This is a genomic window from Streptomyces sp. NPDC001380 (assembly GCF_042895785.1).
GTDB lineage: Bacteria > Actinomycetota > Actinomycetes > Streptomycetales > Streptomycetaceae > Peterkaempfera.
In genome coordinates, this window is sequence record NZ_JBIAWP010000021.1 from 50,264 (window position 1) to 69,285 (window position 19,022).

Below are 19,022 nucleotides of genomic sequence, written 5' to 3' on the forward strand. Positions count from 1 at the left end.
TCGTCCGCCGGGCGGCCCCCGCCTGCTGACCCGCACCTCCGGTCCCCGGGCCGTCGCGCGGGAGGGCCCACAGGACGCGGCACGCCTCCGCGTCCTGCGGGCCCTCGCTGCGTCCCGGCGGCCGGCCGCCCGTACCCCGCGGCGCCGTCGACGCCCCGGCCGAGGCCGGTGCGGACCGCCGGGCGAGCCCGGTCCCATCCGGTCACGGTCATGCCAGAATGCCTGCCATGTCCACGCGTGCACTGGGCTTCGGCGCGATCGCGGAGTCCTACGAACGGTTCCGGCCGGGGTATCCCGCAGAGCTCGCCGACATGGTGATGACGTATGCGGGCCGTCCGCTCCGGACCGCCCTGGAGATCGGTGCGGGGACAGGCAAGGCGACCCGCCTGTTCGCCGGGCACGGGGTCGCGGTCACGGCGACGGAGCCCGACGCGGCCATGCTCACCGAGCTGCGCAGGACGGTGCCCGCAGACGTGAGGACCGTCCGGGCCGCGTTCGAGGATCTGCGGCCGGGCGAGACCTACGGGCTCGTCTGTGCGGCGGCGGCCCTGCACTGGACACGCCCGGAGGGCCGGTGGTCACGTGTGGCCGCGCTCCTGGAACCCGGGGGCGTCTTCGCCTCGTTCGGCGGCCCGTTCCGGCTGGCCGACCCGGCTGTCGAGGAGTCCGTGCGTGCGGCACGGGCGCCGTTCCTGGAGGACGACGAGGTCCCCTCCCCCGACGGGACCGCTCCGGACGAGGAGATGCAGTGGCCGGGCACGGAGCTGCAGCGGTCCCGGCTGTTCGTCGACGTCCGGCAGTCCGTCGTCGAGCGGCGCCTGACCATGAGCGCCGACGACTACGTCGGCTACCTGTCGACCGTCTCGGCGTACCTCCAACTGCCGCAGCCCAGGCGGCGGCAGGCGTACGACGCGATCGCACGGGCCCTGCCCGGGACGGTCGGGGTCGTCGCCGACATCACCGTCCATCTCGCACGCCGCAGCAACCGCCAGGACCTCTGAGCCGTCGGTGCCCGGGCGTTCCCGCCCGGCGCGCGACGCCCCCCGGACTCCATGAGGACCCGGGGGCCCGGCGTCCACGGGGTCCTCGCCGGCGGCAGCGGCGTCTCCCGGGAGGCGGTGCCCGTGTGGTCGCGCACACCGGTGCATCCGGCCCGCCTCCACGGTGCCCGCTGCCGGTGGCAGCGCGACGGCGGCCGGAAGCGGATCCCTGGGCAACTGCAGGTCCGGGCCGACCCGCCGGGCCTGTTCACCTGAGCGCCCGGTTCTGCGCACGCCGACACGGACCTCGGCACGCGGCCCGACAAGATGCGGCCTGGAGCAGTGCGCTCGACGCGGGCGCCACGAGCTCGGGAGAATGCCCGCCATGTCGCTTCAGTCATCCGATCGGCTCCCGGTGCTCTGGCTGTGCGGGCCGGCCGGTGTCGGTAAGACCACGGCCGGCTGGGAGCTCTTCACCCGGCTCACGTCGGGAGGGCTCCCGGCGGGCTATGCGGACATCGACCAGCTGGGCATCTTCCTGCCAGGTCCCCCCGAGGACCCGGACCTGCACCGGATGAAGGCGCGCAACCTCGCTGCGGTGCTGGCCAACTTCCGTGTGCGGGGAGCCCGGTGCGCGGTGGTGTCGGGAGTTGTGGATCCGGTGCAGGGCGTGTACGCCGACGAACTGCCCGGCGCCGCACTGACGGTGTGCCGACTGCGTGCCGAGCGGGAGGAGCTGGCGCGCAGGTTCACCGGGCGCGGCATGCTGACGCACCTGGTGCAGGAGACGCTCGACGAGGCGGACGTCATGGACGCGAGCGGCTTCGGCGACGTGTGCATCGACACGACCGGCCTGGACGTCTCGGCGGTACTTCGGGAGGTGGCGGCGCGCGTCGGCGACTGGACGGTCCCGGGGGGCGGGGACCTCCGCGCCGGGGCGGAACGAGCAGCGGACGCCGTGGTGCCGGCCGACCCGGGCGTGGAAGCTCCACTGCTGTGGCTGTGCGGGCCCACCGGGGTCGGCAAGTCGACCATCGGCTGGCAGGTCTACCAGCACGTTCGCAGGTCTGTCCGCACCGCGTACGTGGACCTCGACCAACTCGCCTTCCTGCGCCCCGTCCCGCCCGACGGCCTCGCCCGTCATCGGCTCAAGGCGGACAACCTGGCCGCCCTGTGGCGCACGTACCGCAACGCGGGTGCGGAGGCGCTCATCGTGACGGGGCCGGTGGAGGACGAGGCGACGGCGAAGATGTACGCCGCTGCTCTGCCGCGCACCGAGGTCACGCTGTGCCGCCTGCACGCGGGGCGTGCCGCCCTGGCGGAGAGGATCGAATCCCGGGGTCGGGGCGGAAGTTGGCCTGCACCGGGTGACCCGCTGAAGGGCCGGTCCGCCACGGAGCTTCGCCGGATTGCCGATGAAGCCGCCGCGACGGCCGTCGCCTTGGAGCGGGCCTCGCTGGGGCGGCTGCACGTCGATACGGACGGGCGCACGGTCGAGGAGTCGGTGGCTGCGATCGTGGCTGCGTGGCCGGGCCGGTGGCGCTGAGGCCGGATTGCCCTGCAGTGCTCGAATCCGGTGGCGGCCCTGCCCCCGACGTCCCCGGTCCGGTGGTCGGAGCCGCTCGTCGAGGGCTGCGACCGGCATCGGCGCCTCGTAGCGCACGGCCCGCCTGCCTGTATCCGGTGGCCGCCGCATGCTGCTGTTCCGGGCGGTTGACTCCGCACTCCCCCGCATGGCGCTCCTTGAGAGCGGACGGCGGCACCCTGGTGACCGTCGAGGAGTCGCTCTCCGGTCCGCTCCTCACCCTCCTCCACAGCAGCGGGAAGCTCCGCGAGGGGCACGAGGACCGGCTGCGGATGCTGAAGGCCGCCGCCGAGGGCTGATCCGGGCCCCTCCGTGGGCCCGGGCGGACCGGCCCGGTCCGCAGGAGCGGGCCGGATCGTGGAGAACGTGTGGACACGCAGGGGTGCCGGTGTGGTTGGATGCGGTCCTTGCCGTTCGTGCCGCGCCCGTACGCCCGCCCGCCCCGTGGATCCCCGGGGTCCGGCGGCGCCCGCCGGCCGCCCGGGGCGGCATGCCGGGGATGGGGGGACACATGGCCGCACGCACGCCTGCGCGCACACCTGCACGGGTCCGCACCACGCGGACCCGTACCGCACGGACCCGCACCGCGCGGCGTCGGACGGCCCTCGCCGTCCTCGCCGCCGTGCTGCTGGCCGTCTGCCCGGGGTTCGGCCCCGTCCAGGCCCGCGCGGACGAGACCACCGTGTCGGTGGACAACCTGCGGACCGGCTGGGACGGGAAGGAGCCCGGCCTCAGCCCCTCGGTGGTGACGTCCCCCTCCTTCGGCCAGCGGTGGAGCGCCCCCGCCCGGCTCGACGGGCAGGTCTACGCCCAGCCGATCGCCGTCGGCGGCACCGTGGTGGCGGCCACCGAGAACAACAAGGTCTACGGCCTGGACCGGACGACGGGGGCGGCGGTCTGGAGCCGCGACCTCGGCCCGGCCTGGCCCGCCGCCGCCCTCGGCTGCGGCGACCTCACCCCCACCATCGGCGTCACCTCGACCCCGGTCTACGACCCGGCCACCGGCGCCGTCTACCTGACCGCCAAGGTGAACGACGGACCCCTGGTCAACGGCGTCCACGACGTCCTGAACCCGCACTGGTACATGCACGCCCTCGACCCCCTCACCGGGGACGAGCGGCCGGGCTTCCCGGTGGTCATCAAGGGCAGCCCCTCCAATGACCCCGGTACGGTCTTCAGCCCCGCGTACCAGATGCAGCGCCCGGGCCTCCTGCTGCTCGACGGCGTGGTGTACGCCGCCTTCGGCGGGCACTGCGACCACAAGCCGTACCGGGGCTACGTGGTCGGCGTGAGCACCACCGGCCGCTCGGTGACCGCCATGTGGACCACCGAGGCCGGCGCCTCCAACGCCGGGGCCGGCGTGTGGCAGGCCGGCGGGGGCCTGGTCTCCGACGGGCCGGGCCGGATCTTCCTCTCGACCGGCAACGGCGTCAGCCCCGCGCCCGGCCCCGGCGGCTCCCCGCCCGGCACCCTCGCGGAGTCCGTGGTGCGGCTGCGGGTGAACGCGGCCGGGGGCCTGGCCGCGGGCGACTTCTTCAGCCCCGCCGACGCGCCCGTCCTGGACCAGCGGGACACCGACCTGGGCTCCGGGGGGCCGGTCGGCCTGCCCGACGGCTTCGGCACCCCCGCGCACCCCCGCCTGATGGTGCAGCAGGGCAAGGACGGGCGGGTCTTCCTGCTGGACCGCGACCGGCTCGGCGGACGCGCCCAGGGGAGCGGCGGGACCGACGCGGTGGTCGGGGTCACCGGGCCGCTGAAGGGCCAGTGGGGCCACCCGGCCGTGTGGGGCGGTGGCGGCGGCTACGTCTACCTGGTCGGCAACGGCGGCCCGCTGACGGCGCTGCGCCGCGGCACCACCGGTGCGGGCGACCCGGCGCTCACCGCCGTCGGCACCAGCCAGGACACCTTCCCCTACACCAGCGGGTCGCCGGTGGTGACCTCGGACGGCTCCGACCCCGGCAGCGCCCTGGTCTGGGTGGTCTGGTCGGGCGGGCCGAGCGGCGCCAACGCCCAGCTGCGCGCGTACGGCGCGGTGCCGGACGCCGGCGGCATCCTGCCGCTCGTGTGGTCCGCGCCCATCGGCACCGCGGTGAAGTTCGCCACCCCGGCCACCGACGGCGGCCAGGTCTACGTGGGCACGCGCGACGGCAGGGTGTACGCCTTCGGCAGCCCGGTCGGCAGCCCGCTGGCGGGCAGCCCGCTGGACTTCGGTCAGGTGCCCGTGGGCGGGACCGGCCGCGGCACGGCCGTCCTGACCGAGAACCAGAGCCCCTCCGGGCCGCTCACGATCAAGGGCGTGGCCGTCAAGGGTCCGTTCACCGCGGACACCTCGGCCCTGCCGCCGACCCTGCCGGCCGGTGGCGGGCTCCCGATCCCCGTCTCCTTCGCCCCCACCGCCGCCGGCGGCGTCAGCGGGACGCTCACGGTGACCACCGGTGCCGGCGACTTCGCGCTGAGCCTGCACGGCGTGGGCACCAGCCCCGGGCTCGCCGCGGCCCCCGCCCGGGTGTCCTTCACCGACCAGCCGACCGGCACCACGGGCAGCGTGAACGTGCAGGTGACCAACACGGGCACCCAGGACGAGGTCGTCACCGCCGCCACCCCGCCCGGCGCACCGTTCACCGTCCGCAACCTGCCGGGCGCCGACCCGGCGGACCCGACCACCGTCCCCGCGCAGGGGTCGCTCGTCCTCCAGGTCGGCTACGCGCCGACGGCGGCCGGGAGCGACGCCTCGTCGATCACGCTGACGAGCACCAGCGGCACCCTCACCCTCCCGGTCACGGGAACCGCGGTCAGCGGCCGGGGCAACCTCGTCCTCACGCCGCCCGCCCTCGCGTTCGGCGCGGTGGAGCGGGGGACGTCCAGGACGCTGGGCTTCACCCTGACCAACACCGGCAACGTCCCCGTGACCGTCACCAAGGCCAAGGCGCCGGCCGGCGTCTTCAGCAGCGCGGACCAGCTCGCCGAGGGGCTGGTCATCGGCCCGCAGCAGGCGGTGCGCCAGTCCGTCACCTTCTCCCCGACGGCGACGACCGGGGCCGCGACGGCCTCCTACGAGGTCACCGGCGACGCCGGGCAGGGCGCCCAGTACGAGGGCCTCTCCGGGACGGGCGTCCCGCCGGCCGCGCAGCGCGGGGCCCTGTTCGCCCGGGACGCCGCCGGCGCCCTGTGGCTGTACCGCGGCACGGGCCTCCCCTCCGCCCCGCTGGGCCCCCGGACCGTCGTCGGCAGCGGCCTGGCCCGGGCCGCCGGCAGCGGCTGGAAGGCCTACGACGCGATCGTCAGCCTGGGCGGCCAGCGCGCGGACGGCAGCGGGGCGGTCGTCGCCCGCGACACCGCCGGCGCCCTGTGGCTCATTCCCGGCACCGGGAGGCCGACGGCGCCCCTGGGGAACCGGATCCAGGTCGGCACCGGGTGGCAGGTCTACAACGCGGTCGTCGGTGCGGGGGACGTGACCGGGGACGGCCGGGCCGACCTGCTGGGCCGGGACGGCTCCGGTGCCCTGTGGCTGTACCGGGCGACGGGCAGCCCGAGGGTGCCGTTCGCCGTGCGGGCCAGGATCGGCACCGGGTGGCAGGTCTACAACGCGGTCGTCGGTGCGGGGGACGTGACCGGGGACGGCCGGGCCGACCTGCTGGCCCGTGACGCCGGGGGCGTCCTGTGGCTGTACCGGGCGACGGGCAGCGCGGCCGCGCCCTTCGCACCCCGGGCCAGGATCGGCACCGGGTGGCAGGTCTACAACGCGGTCGTCCGTGCGGGGGACGTGACCGGGGACGGCCGGGCCGACCTGCTGGGCCGCGACGGCTCCGGTGCCCTGTGGCTGCACCCGGGGACGGGCGGCGCGGCCGCGCCGTTCGCCGCGCGGTACAGGATCGGCACCGGGTGGCAGATCTACAACGCCCTCTTCTGACGAGTCCCCCGGCAGGCCGCCGCGGAGCGGGCGCCCTCCCGGCCGCCCCCCGCGTGCGGCCCGCTCCGCCACCCGTCCCGCCATCCGTCCCGCCATCCGTCCCGCCCTTCCCCGGGCGGCCGTCCGGGGAACGGCGGGGCCGGAGGCGGGCGCAGCCGCGAACCGCCGGCTCCGCGGGGGATGCCGGCCGGACCGCGGGCCGGGGTGCGGCACAGGGGCGGGGCGGACACCTGAGGTGTCCGCCCCGCCCCTGCGCGCTTCGGAGCCTCAGACGCGCACGCCGAACTGGAACGGCAGGTAGCCGTCGTTCATCGCCTCGTACCTGACCGACGCGCCGGGCTTCGGCGCGTGCAGCACCATCCCGTTGCCCGCGTAGATCCCGACGTGGTGCAGGTCGCTGAAGAAGAACACCAGGTCGCCCGGCTGGAGCTGGCTGAGCGTCAGCCGGGTCCCGGCGTTGGCCTGCTCCTCCGACGTGCGCGGCAGGGAGACGCCCGCCCTGGCGTACGACCACTGGGTCAGCCCGGAGCAGTCGAAGGTCGACGGGCCGGTGGCGCCGTAGACGTACGGCGAGCCGATCCGGGTCTTGGCGGCGGCGAGGGCGGCCTGGGCGGTGCCGGACGCCGCGGCGGTGCTCCCGTTGCCCGCGAGGGCGGGGGTCAGCGCCGTGCGGGCCGCGGCGCGGGAGGCGCGCTGGGCCGCGGCGGTCTCGGCGGCCTGGAGCGCGGCGCGCTCCTGCGCGGTGAGGGTGTTGAGCAGGGCCTGCGCCTTCGCCAGCCTGGTCTGGACCTCGGCCTTCCGCGCCTTGAGCTCGCGCGTCGTGGAGTCCAGCTCGGCGAGGTCGGCCTGGGTCTGCGCCTTGTCCTGGTCGAGCTTGTGCTGCTTCTCCTGGAGCTGGCGGAGGGTCTGGGCCTGCTGGGCGCTGACCTGGTCCAGCGAGGACGCCTGGTCCAGGAACCGGCTCGGGTCGGAGGAGAGCATCAGCTGGACGGTGGGGTCGATGCCGCCCGAGCGGTACTGGGAGGAGGCGAGCTGACCCAGCGTGCCCTGCATGGAGGAGACCTCGGCCTGCTGCCGGGCGACCTCGTCCTGCATGTTGTTGACCTGCCGCTGCAGCTTCTGCTGCTGCTCCTTGGCGCCGTTGTACTTCTCCGCCGCCGCCTCGGCCTGCTCGTTGAGCTTGTCGACCTGGGCCTTCACGGACTCCTTGGTCGGCTTCGGCGCGGCCTGGGCGGCTCCGGCCTGGGCGGAGAGGGCGACGGCGGTGGCTGCGGCGGCGGTCAGGACCGAGACGCGGGCGCGGCTGGGCTGCTTGGGGCGGCGGTGGGTCGCCACGAAGGCGGGCTCCATTCTTCCAACGGCCGCCTACCGGGTGAGCTGACGGGTTCGGGCCGGAAGCTGCCCTACGGCGCCTCGGCGGGTCCCGTGAGGACAGCCGCGGCGCCGATTCACCCCGAGGAAGTTGGTTCCCCGGCTCCGATCGACGGCATCCCCGCGTAGGGCAGTCACCTGCCCTGCCGTTCCTCGGACTCGGCGGGAACCACCGCCGTCACCCCCCTCGGGTGATCACTGGAGCAGTGGCTCGCGAAGGACCTTAGTAACAAGAGGGTGATGTTTTCAAACGTTGGTAGGTAAGTCATCAAAGCTCGTGCGCCCGGCGCCTCGACGCCCCGCGCGCGCTCTGTCCGTTGCGTGCCCTTCCTCCCCGGATACGACCTCAGGCGGCGGCGCCGCGCGCCGCGCCCAGGAACGCCAGGAGGCCGACAGGCCGGCGGCCTGGTCCGCGGCGACGGCGCCGAGCGTGAGCTGGAGGTCGGCGGCGTGCCGGCGCGTCTGCTCCAGTCCGTCGCGCGCCTCGCCGAGCAGGCCGGCCAGGGCCTGGAGCCGCGCCCGGGGTGAGCAGGACGGGCACCAGGAGGGTGCGGCCCGGCGCACTCCGGTGGCGCCGGGCCCCGGGCCCCGGGCGCCGGGCCCCGGACGTCGGGCGCCGGGGCGGCGGCGGGCAGGACGGCCCCGGCCCGGGAGCCGCCGGCCGCTGACGGGGGCCGTCCCGCCCCGCGGGGGCCGGAGCTGTCGGGGTGGCCGGGCATGAGGGCGCCGACCGGTGAGGCCGGACCGCGCGTGCGGGAGGACCGCGGGCTGCGGCCGCGGCGTCAGGGCCTCCGGTAGATCGTGATCGAGTGGCCGACCTCGTCGATCGGCCTGCCGCCGCGGATCAGCGCCGCGAGCCGGTCGTCGGCCCTGGCGGCCGAGGAGTCCGACACGACGAGCAGCCCGTGCACCCGTGCCGGGGGCACGCCGCGCGGGTCGGCCGCGCGGATGCCGTAGGCGGCGGGCACGCCGCTGCCCTTGTAGACCAGCCAGACCTGCTCGCCCGGGTAGCGCTGCCGGAGGCGGTCGGCCAGCCGCCCCAGGTCCTGGCCCCAGTCCACGTTGGAGTCGTGCAGGAGCAGGTGCGTCCTCGACGGCCCGCCGAAGGCCTCGTTGGAGTACGGCAGGTAGTACGGGTACGTCCGCAGCGAGCCGACCGCGACGGACAGCACGAGCAGCGCCGTCGCGACACGCACCCACCGGTGGCGGCACACGGCCGCACCGCCCGCCGCCACGGCCAGGAACACCGGCACGAAGACGGCGTACCGGACGCCGAAGTCGCGGGACCCGGTCATCGCCGCGGCCAGCAGCACGGCCGTGGGGAGGAGCACGTACGGCGCCGCCGGCCGCAGCCGCGGCACCCGCACCGCCGCCACCGCGCCGGCCGCCCACAGCGCGAGCATGCCGAGCGGCGTCTTCACCAGCAGCGCGGCCGGCAGGTAGTACCAGAGCGCGCCCCGGTACGGCCGGCCGAACAGGAAGCCGCCGTACGTCGCGTTCTCGAACCCGAACTGGATCCGCATCCCGTCCCGGTACGCCTCCGGGAGGGGCAGCAGGTCGACGGCCGCCCCGCGCAGGCCGTGCACGACCGGCGTGTTCCCGGGCGCCGCCCACCGCAGCCGCGGGTCGACGGCGAGGTAGGAGGCCCAGACCACGGCGACCGCGACCAGGGCCACGGCCGCCGCCGCCCCGGCGCCGCGGGCGAGGAGCCGTGCCGTGCCGCGCGGGCCGGGTGCGGACCCGGGTCCGGGGCCGCCGGCCCGGTGGGCGCACCGCACCGACAGGACGGCCAGGAGCATCAGCACCGGGACCGCGGGCAGCGCGCTCATCTTCGTGGCGACGGCCGCGCCGAGCGCCGCCCCGGCGAGCGGCAGGTGGCGCAGCGGCCGGCGCCGCGCCCGCCACACGGCCCAGAGCGACGTCAGCAGGAAGCCCGCCGCCGGCACGTCGAGCGTCGCCAGCGACCCGTGGGCGATGACGTCCGGGGAGAACGCGTACAGGGAGAGCGCCGTCAGGCCGCCCGCCGGGCCGGCCAGGTCGCGGGCGAAGGCGAGGACGACCAGCCCGAAGAGCAGCGTCAGCGCGATCACCGGCAGCCGCGCCCACAGCATCAGCCGCCACGGGTCGTTGCCCGACGCGTAGAGCACCTGCCGTCCGAGCGCCGTCTGGTCGCCGGTGAAGGAGGGGTCGAGGCGCGGGTGGGCGAACGCCGCCCCGGACGCGATGACGAGCTTGCCCAGCGGCGGATGCTCCGGGTTGTACCGCAGGCTGTGCTGCTGCAGGTAGACCACGGCCGTGCCCACGTACACGGGCTCGTCGATGGTCGGGGTCTGCTCCACCGCCGTCGTGGCCATCGCGGCGGCCATCCCGGCGAGCAGCGCGGCCACGGCGAGTGCGAACGGCCATCGCCGGGGCCGCCGGGGCCGCCGGACGGTCCCCGGACCGGCGCCGGCGGCCCCGGCGGCGCTGTCGATGACGCCCTGCCCCCGCATGGGACCCGACCCTAACGCGGCGGCGCGCGCCGCGTGCCGGTCCGCGGAATCCCCGCCGCGCGCCCCCTGATGGCCCCGCACGGCCCCGGCGGCCGCCCGGGGCGGTCCTCCCCGGGGTGCCCGCCCTCCGGTACCGTCTCCCCGCCGGTCCGGCCCGCATTGAACCGAAGCCGCCCGCGGGCCGTACAGGTGGTGGCGGCCCCGGCACGGTGAACCCGGTCCGCCGTGCCACTGCCGGTCTCCGCACGGAAGGACCTCGGGATTGTCGCTCTTCACGGGCTCGCGTCGGCTGCCGGACGCTGAGAAGGCGGCCGCGGAGGAGGGACCGGCACCGGACGGCGCCGCCACGGACCGGGAGGACGCCGCTGACGGCGCCGCCACGGACGCACCGCACGGACCGGACGCGGCCGCCGCCGCAGCCGCCGCCGCAGCCGGCGGTTGGCGGGGCAGGCACCCGAGGGCGGCGCGGGCCGCGGCACGGGGCACCACCGCCCTCGCCGCCGTGCTCGTGCTCGCGGCCCTCCTCCTGCCGGACCGGCTCGACCGCCTCACCCCCGGCGCGTTCGCCCGCATCCCCGTGGAGGGGATCCTGGGCGCCGCCGTGCTGCTCCTCCTGCCGCCGAGGGCACGGCGGGCGGCGGCGCTGCTCGGCGGTGCGGTCCTCGGCCTGCTGACCGTCCTGGACCTCCTCGACATGGGCTTCCAGTCGGTCCTCGTGCGGCCCTTCGACCCGGTGCTCGACTGGCCGCTGCTCGGCGACGGCGAGGACTTCCTCAAGGACGCGGTCGGCCGGGCCGGCGCGATCGGCGCGCTGGTCGGCGCCGTGCTCCTCGTCCTCGCCCTGGTGGTCCTCACGGCGCTGGCCGTGCTCCGGCTGAGCCGCGTGACGGCCCGGCACAGTGCGGCGACGACGCGGACCACCCTGGTGCTCGGCACCGTGTGGACCACCTGCGCGGCGCTCGGCCTGCAGCTCGCCGGCGCACCGGTCGCCTCCGTGACCGCCGCCCGGCACCTCGAGGCCCACGCGGTGCAGCTCCGCGCGAGCCTGGCGGACGAGCGGGAGTTCGCCCGGGAGGCCGCCGTGGACCCCTTCCGCGGCACCCCGCCCGACCGGCTCCTGACCGGGCTGCGCGGCAAGGACGTCATCTTCGCCTTCATCGAGAGCTACGGCCGCACCGCGGTCCAGGACTCCCTCATGGCGCCGCAGGTCGACGCCGCGCTCGCGGACGGGACCCGCAGCCTGCGCGCCGCCGGCTTCTCCTCCCGCAGCGCCTTCCTCACCTCGCCGACGTTCGGGGGCGGCAGCTGGCTGGCCCACTCGACCTTCATGTCGGGCCTGTGGGTCACGAACCAGCAGCGCTACCGCACCGTGACCTCCAGCGACCGCATGAGCCTCACCGGCGCCTTCCGGCGCACCGGCGCCTGGCGGACCGTCGGGATCATGCCGGGCGTCACCCGCGCCTGGCCGGAGGCGTCCTTCTACGGCCTGGACCACGTCTACGACTCCCGCCGCATGGGCTACAGGGGACCGAAGTTCAGCTGGTCGCCCGTCCCCGACCAGTACAGCCTGACCGCCTTCCAGCGCCTGGAGCACGGCCGGCCGCACGACAGGCCGCTGATGTCGGAGGTCATCCTGACCTCCAGCCACACCCCCTGGGCGCCCGTCCCCCGGACGATCGGCTGGGACCAGGTCGGCGACGGCTCGGTCTACGACGCCGTCAGGAAGGAGGGGAGCACCCCCGCCGAGGTGTGGCGCAGCCGGACCCGGGTGCGCACCGAGTACGGGCGCTCCATCCGGTACTCGGTGGACAGCCTCGTGTCGTTCGTCGAGAAGTACGGCACCGACGACACCGTGCTCGTCTTCCTGGGCGACCACCAGCCCGCCCCCGTCGTCAGCGGCGACGACGCCGGCCACGACGTCCCGGTCGCGATCGTCGCCCACGACCCGAAGGTGCTGGACCGGATGTCCGGCTGGGGCTGGCAGGACGGCCTGAGGCCCGGCCCGACGGCCCCGGTCTGGAGGATGGACACCTTCCGGGACCGCTTCCTCAGGACCTACAGCGGCAAGGCCGCTCCCCGGTGACCTGAGCCGGTGACCCCTCGCCGGCCGCCCCGGGGAGGCGCGGCATGGGGAAGCGGTGGCACACGGCCGGCGACGGGGGCCGGGGCGTCCGGCCGGAGGCGCGCGACGGGCGCGCCCTGGGGGCGCTGGTGGTGGTGACGGTGGCGAACTACGTGGGGCAGGTGCCGTACTACCTGCACTTCCACGGCAGCCATGGCAGGGATCCGGGCGGGCTGTGGGTGCCGCTGGTGGCGACCGGGCTGTGGTTCGCGGCGGGCGCGGTGCTGTACGCCCGCGGCGCCCGGGGCGGGGGAGCGGTGCTGGGCTCGTTCCTGGTGGTGGAGGTGCTGTTCTACCTGCTGCACAACGCCACCGGGGCGGCCGGCCGCGACCTGGTGTCGGGGGACACGGCCCTGACCGTCGCCTCCGTGCTCGGATACGCGGCCACGCTCGCCGCGGCAGGCTTCCTCCTCCGCATGCGGCGCCGGACGCGCCGCCGCCGGCGGGAGGCCGCCCGCGCGTGACCCACCACCCGGACCGGCCGGCCCCCGCCCACGGCCGCACCCACGGGCCCGTCCCCGCCGGCCTCCGGAGCCCGGTCGCCCCACGCCGCTTCCGCCCCCACCGCTCCGAAGCCATGGTCCAGCTCGCGATGACCGACCTCACGAGCCGACGACTCACCCGAGAATCCACCCCGAACCGGTGCGGAACCCAGCCCGGGACCAACCACGAACCAGCGGACCGGGCAGCGGTCCTGGCTCCCGGCGCCGTCAGCAGCGGATGCGGTGACCTGCCCATGGGCGTTCGAGGCGCCGAAGGGCCGGGCCGGGAGCGAGAGGCCGAGCGGCACCAGCGCGCTACCGCTCCCGGCCCCCGGCCCGAGCGGACCGGGGGCCGGGGACGGTCCGAGGGCGTCCGGGCCGGCCGGCGCGGGCCGGCCCGGACGCCGCGGCCTCAGCGGAGGTCGAACCGGTCGAGGTTCATCACCTTGTCCCACGCCGCGACGAAGTCGTTCACGAACTTCTCCTTCGCGTCGTCGCTCGCGTAGACCTCGGCGAGGGCGCGCAGCTCGGAGTTCGACCCGAAGACGAGGTCGGCACGGCTGCCCGTCCACCGGACCTCGCCCGTGGCGGCGTCGCGGCCCTCGAACACGGTCGCGTCCCCGGACGTCGCCTTCCACGTCGTGCCCAGGTCGAGCAGGTTGACGAAGAAGTCGTTGGTCAGCACCCCCGGGGTCTCGGTGAGGACGCCGAGCGGCGACTCCTGGTGGTTCGCGCCCAGGACGCGGAGGCCGCCGACGAGGACCGTCAGCTCGGGGGCGCTCAGGGTCAGCAGGTTCGCCCGGTCGAGCAGCAGGTACTCGGCCGGCAGCCGGTTGCCCTTCCCGAGGTAGTTGCGGAACCCGTCGGCGGTCGGCTCGAGGGCGGCGAACGACTCGGTGTCGGTCTGCTCCTGCGACGCGTCCGCGCGGCCCGGCGCGAAGGGGACCTCCACGGCGAAGCCGGCGTCCCTGGCGGCCTTCTCGACGGCGGCGGCGCCGCCGAGCACGATCAGGTCGGCGAGCGAGACCTGCTTGCCGTCGGTCCGGCCGGCGTTGAAGTCCTGCTGGATCCCCTCCAGGGTGCGCAGCACCACCGCCAGCCGGTCCGGGTCGTTGACCTCCCAGCCGTTCTGCGGCTCGAGGCGGATGCGGGCGCCGTTGGCGCCGCCGCGCTTGTCGCTGCCGCGGAACGACGAGGCCGAGGCCCACGCGGTGGAGACGAGCTGGGACACCGACAGGCCCGAGTCGAGGATCCGGCCCTTGAGGGAGGCGACGTCCCCGGCGTCGACGAGCTCGTGCGTCACCTCGGGGAGGGGGTCCTGCCACAGCAGCGTCTCGGTCGGGACCTCCGGGCCGAGGTAGCGTACGACCGGGCCCATGTCGCGGTGGGTCAGCTTGAACCACGCCCGGGCGAAGGCGTCCGCGAACTCCGCGGGGTTCTCCAGGAAGCGCCGCGAGATCTGCTCGTAGACCGGGTCCACGCGGAGCGCCAGGTCGGTCGTCAGCATGGTCGGGGCATGGCTCTTCGACGGGTCGTGCGCGTCGGGGACGGTGCCGGCCCCGGCGTTGTCCTTCGGCCGCCACTGGTGCGCCCCGGCGGGGCTCTGGAACAGCTCCCACTCGTAGCCGAACAGGATCTCGAAGAACCTGTTGTCCCAGGCCGTGGGGGTGTCCGTCCAGATCCCCTCGAGGCCGCTGCTGATCGTGTCGCCGCCCTTGCCGGTGCCGAAGGAGTTCCTCCAGCCCAGGCCCTGCTGCTCGAGCGGGGCGGCCTCGGGGTCGGCGCCGACGCTGTCCGCCGGACCCGCGCCGTGGGTCTTGCCGAAGGTGTGGCCGCCCGCGACCAGGGCGACCGTCTCCTCGTCGTTCATCGCCATCCGGCGGAACGTCTCACGGATGTCGCGGGCCGCGGCGAGCGGGTCCGGGGTGCCGTTCGGGCCCTCCGGGTTGACGTAGATGAGGCCCATCTGGACCGCGCCGAGGGGGTTCTCCAGCTCGCGGTCGCCGGTGTAGCGCTCGTCGGCGAGCCAGGTGGTCTCGGGACCCCAGTAGACGTCCTCGTCGGGCTCCCAGACGTCCTCGCGGCCGCCGCCGAAGCCGAAGGTCTCGAAGCCCATCGACTCCAGGGCGACGTTGCCGGCGAGGATCATGAGGTCGGCCCACGACAGGCTCCGGCCGTACTTCTTCTTGACCGGCCACAGCAGGCGGCGGGCCTTGTCGAGGTTGGCGTTGTCCGGCCAGCTGTTGAGGGGGGCGAACCGCTGCTGGCCGGCCCCGGCGCCGCCGCGGCCGTCGCTGATGCGGTAGGTGCCCGCGCTGTGCCACGCCATCCGGATGATGAACGGGCCGTAGTGGCCGAAGTCGGCGGGCCACCAGTCCTGCGAGGTCGTCAGCACCTCGGCGATGTCGCGCTTCACCGCGGGGAGGTCGAGGGACGTGAAGGCCTCGGCGTAGTCGAACCCCTCGCCGAACGGGTTGGCCACGGCGGGGTTCTTGGCGAGGATCTTCAGGTTGAGCCGTTCCGGCCACCACTGGCGGTTTCCGCCGCCCTGGGTCGGGTGCAGGGCGCGCCCGTGCGGGACCGGACAGCCACCTCCGCCCTCCGCCTTCGCATCGGTGACGATCGCATCGTGGTTCTCAGTCATGGGAATCCTTCCGGACCGGGCGGATCATGGTGCTCGGGAGCTGGGGGCGGCGGAACGGTCGGTGCCCGGGGTCGGGCGGACGCACGCGGCCCCGTCGCCCGGGAGGCCGTGCTCGTCGCGTGTGGTCGGGTCGCGTGTGGTCGGGCAGGGGGCCTCGCCGACCGCGCACGCGCGGAGGCAGGCGCCTCGGCGCCGGTGCGGTCGCCGGTCCGGACGGTGCCGGGCAGCGCGACGCGGGCGGCCGCCACTCGCAGGCCGGTACCGCGCGGCTCCCCGGCGGTGGTCCTGTCACGTCTCCGTCTCCTGCCCTGCTGGAGCCTTCCTGTCCCTTGGATACCACCTGAAACGATCCTACAATGGACAGAGTCCAAGTCAAGAAGTGCACCAGACCCATATCCGATCGGAGCCCGGGCGCCGCTGGTGGTCCGCGGGCGTCCCGCCGAACCCGAACGGGTGAACCGAGATGAGTGACCTGCTGGAGCGGCTGCGCGGGCGCGGCTGGCGGATGACCTCCCAGCGGCGTGTCGTCGCCGAGGTCCTCGACGGCGACCACGTGCACCTCACGGCCGACGAGGTGCACGCCCGCGCGGCGCGGCGGCTGCCCGAGATCTCCCGGGCGACCGTCTACAACACCCTGGGCGAGCTGGTCGCCCTCGGCGAGGTCGCGGAGGTCTCCACCGACGGCCGCGCCAAGCGCTACGACCCCAACGCGTACCGTCCCCACCAGCACCTGGTGTGCTCCGGCTGCGGCACCATCCGCGACGTCCGCCCGACCGGCGACCCGCTGGCCGACCTCCCGGCGCAGGAGCGGTTCGGTTTCACGGTGTCCGGGGCCGAGGTCACCTACCGCGGGCTCTGCCCGTCCTGTGCCCGGCGCTCCGGCCGGGAGGGCTCACCGGGTCGCCGCTCCTCCGTCCGCGGCGCCGCGCTCCCGTCGGATCCGGCGGAGAGCCTGACCTGAACGCGGTCGGATGAACGGCGGGACCGGGCCTGCCACCGGGCGGGGTGGGAGGGCCTGCCCGTGGTGCGTGCGCTGCCGATGCCGCGCGGCCGGGTTCGGCGGGCCGGGGCCGGCGGCCGCGCGGTGTGCGGTGGCACGGCGTCGGCGCGGATGCCCGACCGGGGCCGTCCGCGTGTCCTGACCGCCGTGCGGGGCATCGGCACGGCCGCCCGGGAAGGCCCAGGAAGGGGGTCCTGCTGCGAAGGCGGCGTCTCTTCGCCGCTGCCGGCCCGCAGCAGAGGCGACCGGCGGCCGGGACGCCGTCCACGGTCCCGGACCTCTCGCATTCCCGACCCCGGGCCGCGGTGCACCCCGGGCCGAGGTGCACCCTGGGCCGCCGCCGGTCCCCGGGAGGCCTCCAGGCCCCGGATTGCGGGCGCCGGTGGGGGCGGTTCTCATGGTGGGGGGGCACGTTCTCGCTCCCGGGAGACCGTGTCGGAGACCGGGAGGCGCCTCGCGCGGTGCGGGAGGGTCTACAAAGCTTCCGGCACGAGTGGCCGCCCGACGGCGGGACGCAGGGAAGGAGTCGGCCGTGACCATTCCGGCGCGCCGGCCCGAGCTGCTCGGCCGGACCGTGGTGGTCATCGGCGGCAGCGCCGGCATCGGGCTGGAGACGGCCAGGCGTGCCCGGACCGAGGGTGCCGAGGTCGTCCTCGTCGGCCGCGATCCCGACCGGTTGGACCGCGCGGCCGAAGAGCTCGGCACGCAGCGCACCGAGGCGTTCGACGCAACCGATCCCGCGGCCCTCGCGACGTTCTTCCAGGACCTGTCGGCCCCGGTCGACCACGTGATGGTGACGGCTGGCGGCCCGAGCTACGGGCCGCTGCTCGACATGAGCGCCGCCGAGGTACGGGATGCGATCAGCGATCACGCGGTGCTGGAGTTCGAGGTCGCGCGCAACGCCGTCGGCCGGGTGAGACCCGGAGGCAGCCTGGTGTTCATGGGAGGCACCGGAGCACGGCGCGTCGGCCGGGGCCTCGGGGCTGCCTCCGCCGCCACCAACGCGCTGCCCTCGTTCACCGCAGCCCTCGCACTGGAACTCGCCCCGGTACGCGTCAACCTCATCGCGGCCGGCTTCGTCGACACCCCGCTCTCGGCCGCGCTGCTGGGCGACCGGATCGAGGAGCGCCGCGCCGAGCTGCGCGCGACGCTGCCGATCGGCCGCGTCGTCGGACCCGCGGACGTTGCGGCGCTGGCCGTCCACCTCATGGTCAACACAGCCTTGACCGGCGCGACCTACGACATCGACGGCGGGCAGCAGTTCGTCTCATGACGAACCCGCCAAAACAATGGAGTGGACATGACCGCTGAGCAGTTCCACGTCGTCGAGGTCTCCCCTTCCCACTGGCGGGTGACGTTCGACAACGGCCCGGTCAACCTGCTGGACCCGGACACGCTCGACCAGCTCGGCGCGCTCGTGGAGCGCATCGAGACCAACCCGCACCTCACCGTGGTCGTGTTCCGCAGCGACACCCCCGGCTACTTCATGGCCCACTGGGACTTCAAGGCCGACAACGCCCGGGTGGCGGGGATGCGTCCCGGGCCGACCGGCCTGCACCCGTACCTGGACAACCTCGTACGGCTCAGCAGGCTCCCCGTGGCGACGATCTCGGAGATCCGCGGTCGCACCCGCGGCGCGGGCAGCGAGTTCGTGCTTGCCACCGACATCCGCTTCGCGTCCGAGAAGGCGGTCCTCGGCCAGTTCGAGGTCGGTGTCGGCGCCGTCCCCGGCGGCGGGTCCATGGCCCGACTCGGACGGCTGGTCGGCCGGGGCCGCGCCCTGGAGATCCTGCTCGGCGGCGATGACATCCCCGCCGAGCTGGCCGCCCGGTACGGCTACGTCAACCGCCTCGTTCCGGATGCCGAGATCGAGGACTTCACCGACGCGTTCGCTCGCCGCATCGCAGCTTTCGACAAGGTGGCCGTCGCCGGAATCAAGGAACTGGTCGATGCGGCGACCCTCCCCGAGGACAGCGAATTCGTCCCCGGCCTGCAGGCGTACTTCTCCACCGCCGGCCGCCCGGAGCACCGGCCGTTCGTCCAACGCCTGCTGGAGAACGGCCTGCAGCAGCCCGACGGTGTCGAGACCGATCTCGGCACCGCGATCGGGCGGCTCCGGCAGCCGTGACACCGCCTGCCGCGAGGATGCCTCCGAGGTCCGCCACCGGACGCGGACCACAGGACAGGACCGCCCTGCGCGACCCGGCGGTCGCCCCCCTGCGAACCACGGCCGGTGCGGCATCGCCGCCGGAACCCGCCACGTCTCCTGCGCGCCCTCCACCCGCCCCCGGACCTCCTGCAGACCCCCTGACCGGCAGCGCGGCCCGGTCGCCACGACTGTGCACCCGCCCCGACCGGTTTCCGCCCCGGGTGCGGCTCCCGCAGGCCGGTCACCACCGGATGCGTACGCGGAGAGCCCGGTGCCCTGGACGGATC

12 protein-coding genes, 1 pseudogene and 1 riboswitch are annotated in these 19,022 nt (G+C 75.4%); of the genes and pseudogenes, 10 read left to right on the forward strand and 3 right to left on the reverse strand.

Annotated elements, in window-relative coordinates:
* Positions 1-227 precede the first annotated feature (227 nt).
* The 4 genes from ACFY07_RS22975 (at position 228) to ACFY07_RS22990 (ending at position 6,475) form a co-directional block, all read left to right on the forward strand.
* Positions 228-1,001: a class I SAM-dependent methyltransferase gene (locus ACFY07_RS22975; RefSeq protein WP_390871170.1), complete on the forward strand. Its 774-nt coding sequence runs from the start codon at positions 228-230 to the stop codon at positions 999-1,001.
* Between the two features lie 364 nt (positions 1,002-1,365).
* Positions 1,366-2,526, forward strand: a complete 1,161-nt coding sequence (locus ACFY07_RS22980; RefSeq protein ID WP_390871172.1) for a hypothetical protein — start codon at positions 1,366-1,368, stop codon at positions 2,524-2,526.
* 197 nt (positions 2,527-2,723) lie between these two features.
* Positions 2,724-2,864, forward strand: a complete 141-nt coding sequence (locus tag ACFY07_RS22985; RefSeq protein ID WP_390871174.1) for a hypothetical protein — start codon at positions 2,724-2,726, stop codon at positions 2,862-2,864.
* A gap of 212 nt (positions 2,865-3,076) precedes the next feature.
* Positions 3,077-6,475, forward strand: a complete 3,399-nt coding sequence (locus tag ACFY07_RS22990; RefSeq protein ID WP_390871176.1) for a choice-of-anchor D domain-containing protein — start codon at positions 3,077-3,079, stop codon at positions 6,473-6,475.
* Between the two features lie 267 nt (positions 6,476-6,742).
* On the opposite strand, the gene ACFY07_RS22995 is transcribed toward ACFY07_RS22990, so the two are convergent.
* The gene (locus tag ACFY07_RS22995; protein WP_390871178.1) at positions 6,743-7,810 is read right to left on the reverse strand and encodes an NlpC/P60 family protein; all 1,068 of its coding nucleotides are present in this window, start codon (positions 7,808-7,810) and stop codon (positions 6,743-6,745) included.
* Between the two features lie 11 nt (positions 7,811-7,821).
* Positions 7,822-7,974: riboswitch (cyclic di-AMP (ydaO/yuaA leader) on the reverse strand.
* Between the two features lie 193 nt (positions 7,975-8,167).
* On the opposite strand from ACFY07_RS22995, the gene ACFY07_RS23000 reads away from it, so the two are divergent.
* Positions 8,168-8,374, forward strand: coding sequence for a hypothetical protein (locus ACFY07_RS23000; RefSeq protein WP_390871180.1), 207 nt, complete (start codon positions 8,168-8,170; stop codon positions 8,372-8,374).
* Between the two features lie 254 nt (positions 8,375-8,628).
* Here ACFY07_RS23000 and ACFY07_RS23005 read toward each other — a convergent pair whose 3' ends face one another.
* On the reverse strand, positions 8,629-10,338 hold the full coding sequence (locus ACFY07_RS23005) for a phospholipid carrier-dependent glycosyltransferase (protein WP_390871182.1): 1,710 nt from the start codon (positions 10,336-10,338) through the stop codon (positions 8,629-8,631).
* Positions 10,339-10,600: 262 nt separating this feature from the next.
* On the opposite strand from ACFY07_RS23005, the gene ACFY07_RS23010 reads away from it, so the two are divergent.
* On the forward strand, positions 10,601-12,421 hold the full coding sequence (locus tag ACFY07_RS23010; protein ID WP_390871184.1) for a sulfatase: 1,821 nt from the start codon (positions 10,601-10,603) through the stop codon (positions 12,419-12,421).
* Positions 12,422-12,465: 44 nt separating this feature from the next.
* Positions 12,466-12,924 (forward strand): hypothetical protein, encoded by a 459-nt coding sequence (locus ACFY07_RS23015; RefSeq protein WP_390871186.1) that lies wholly within the window; start codon positions 12,466-12,468, stop codon positions 12,922-12,924.
* A gap of 430 nt (positions 12,925-13,354) precedes the next feature.
* On the opposite strand, the gene katG is transcribed toward ACFY07_RS23015, so the two are convergent.
* Positions 13,355-15,586 carry a catalase/peroxidase HPI gene (gene katG / locus ACFY07_RS23020; protein ID WP_390871187.1) on the reverse strand — a complete coding sequence of 744 codons (2,232 nt, stop codon included), beginning with the start codon at positions 15,584-15,586 and terminating at the stop codon, positions 13,355-13,357.
* 463 nt (positions 15,587-16,049) lie between these two features.
* Here katG and ACFY07_RS23025 point away from each other — a divergent pair.
* The 3 genes and pseudogenes from ACFY07_RS23025 to ACFY07_RS23035 form a co-directional block, all read left to right on the forward strand.
* Positions 16,050-16,457: pseudogene (locus tag ACFY07_RS23025) on the forward strand (Fur family transcriptional regulator); the annotation flags it as partial.
* 661 nt (positions 16,458-17,118) lie between these two features.
* Entirely contained in the window at positions 17,119-17,859 is a 741-nt protein-coding gene (locus ACFY07_RS23030; RefSeq protein ID WP_390871189.1) for an SDR family oxidoreductase, read from the forward strand.
* A 27-nt stretch (positions 17,860-17,886) separates the two neighbouring features.
* Positions 17,887-18,714, forward strand: a complete 828-nt coding sequence (locus tag ACFY07_RS23035; RefSeq protein ID WP_390871190.1) for an enoyl-CoA hydratase/isomerase family protein — start codon at positions 17,887-17,889, stop codon at positions 18,712-18,714.
* The last annotated feature ends 308 nt before the right edge of the window (positions 18,715-19,022 follow it).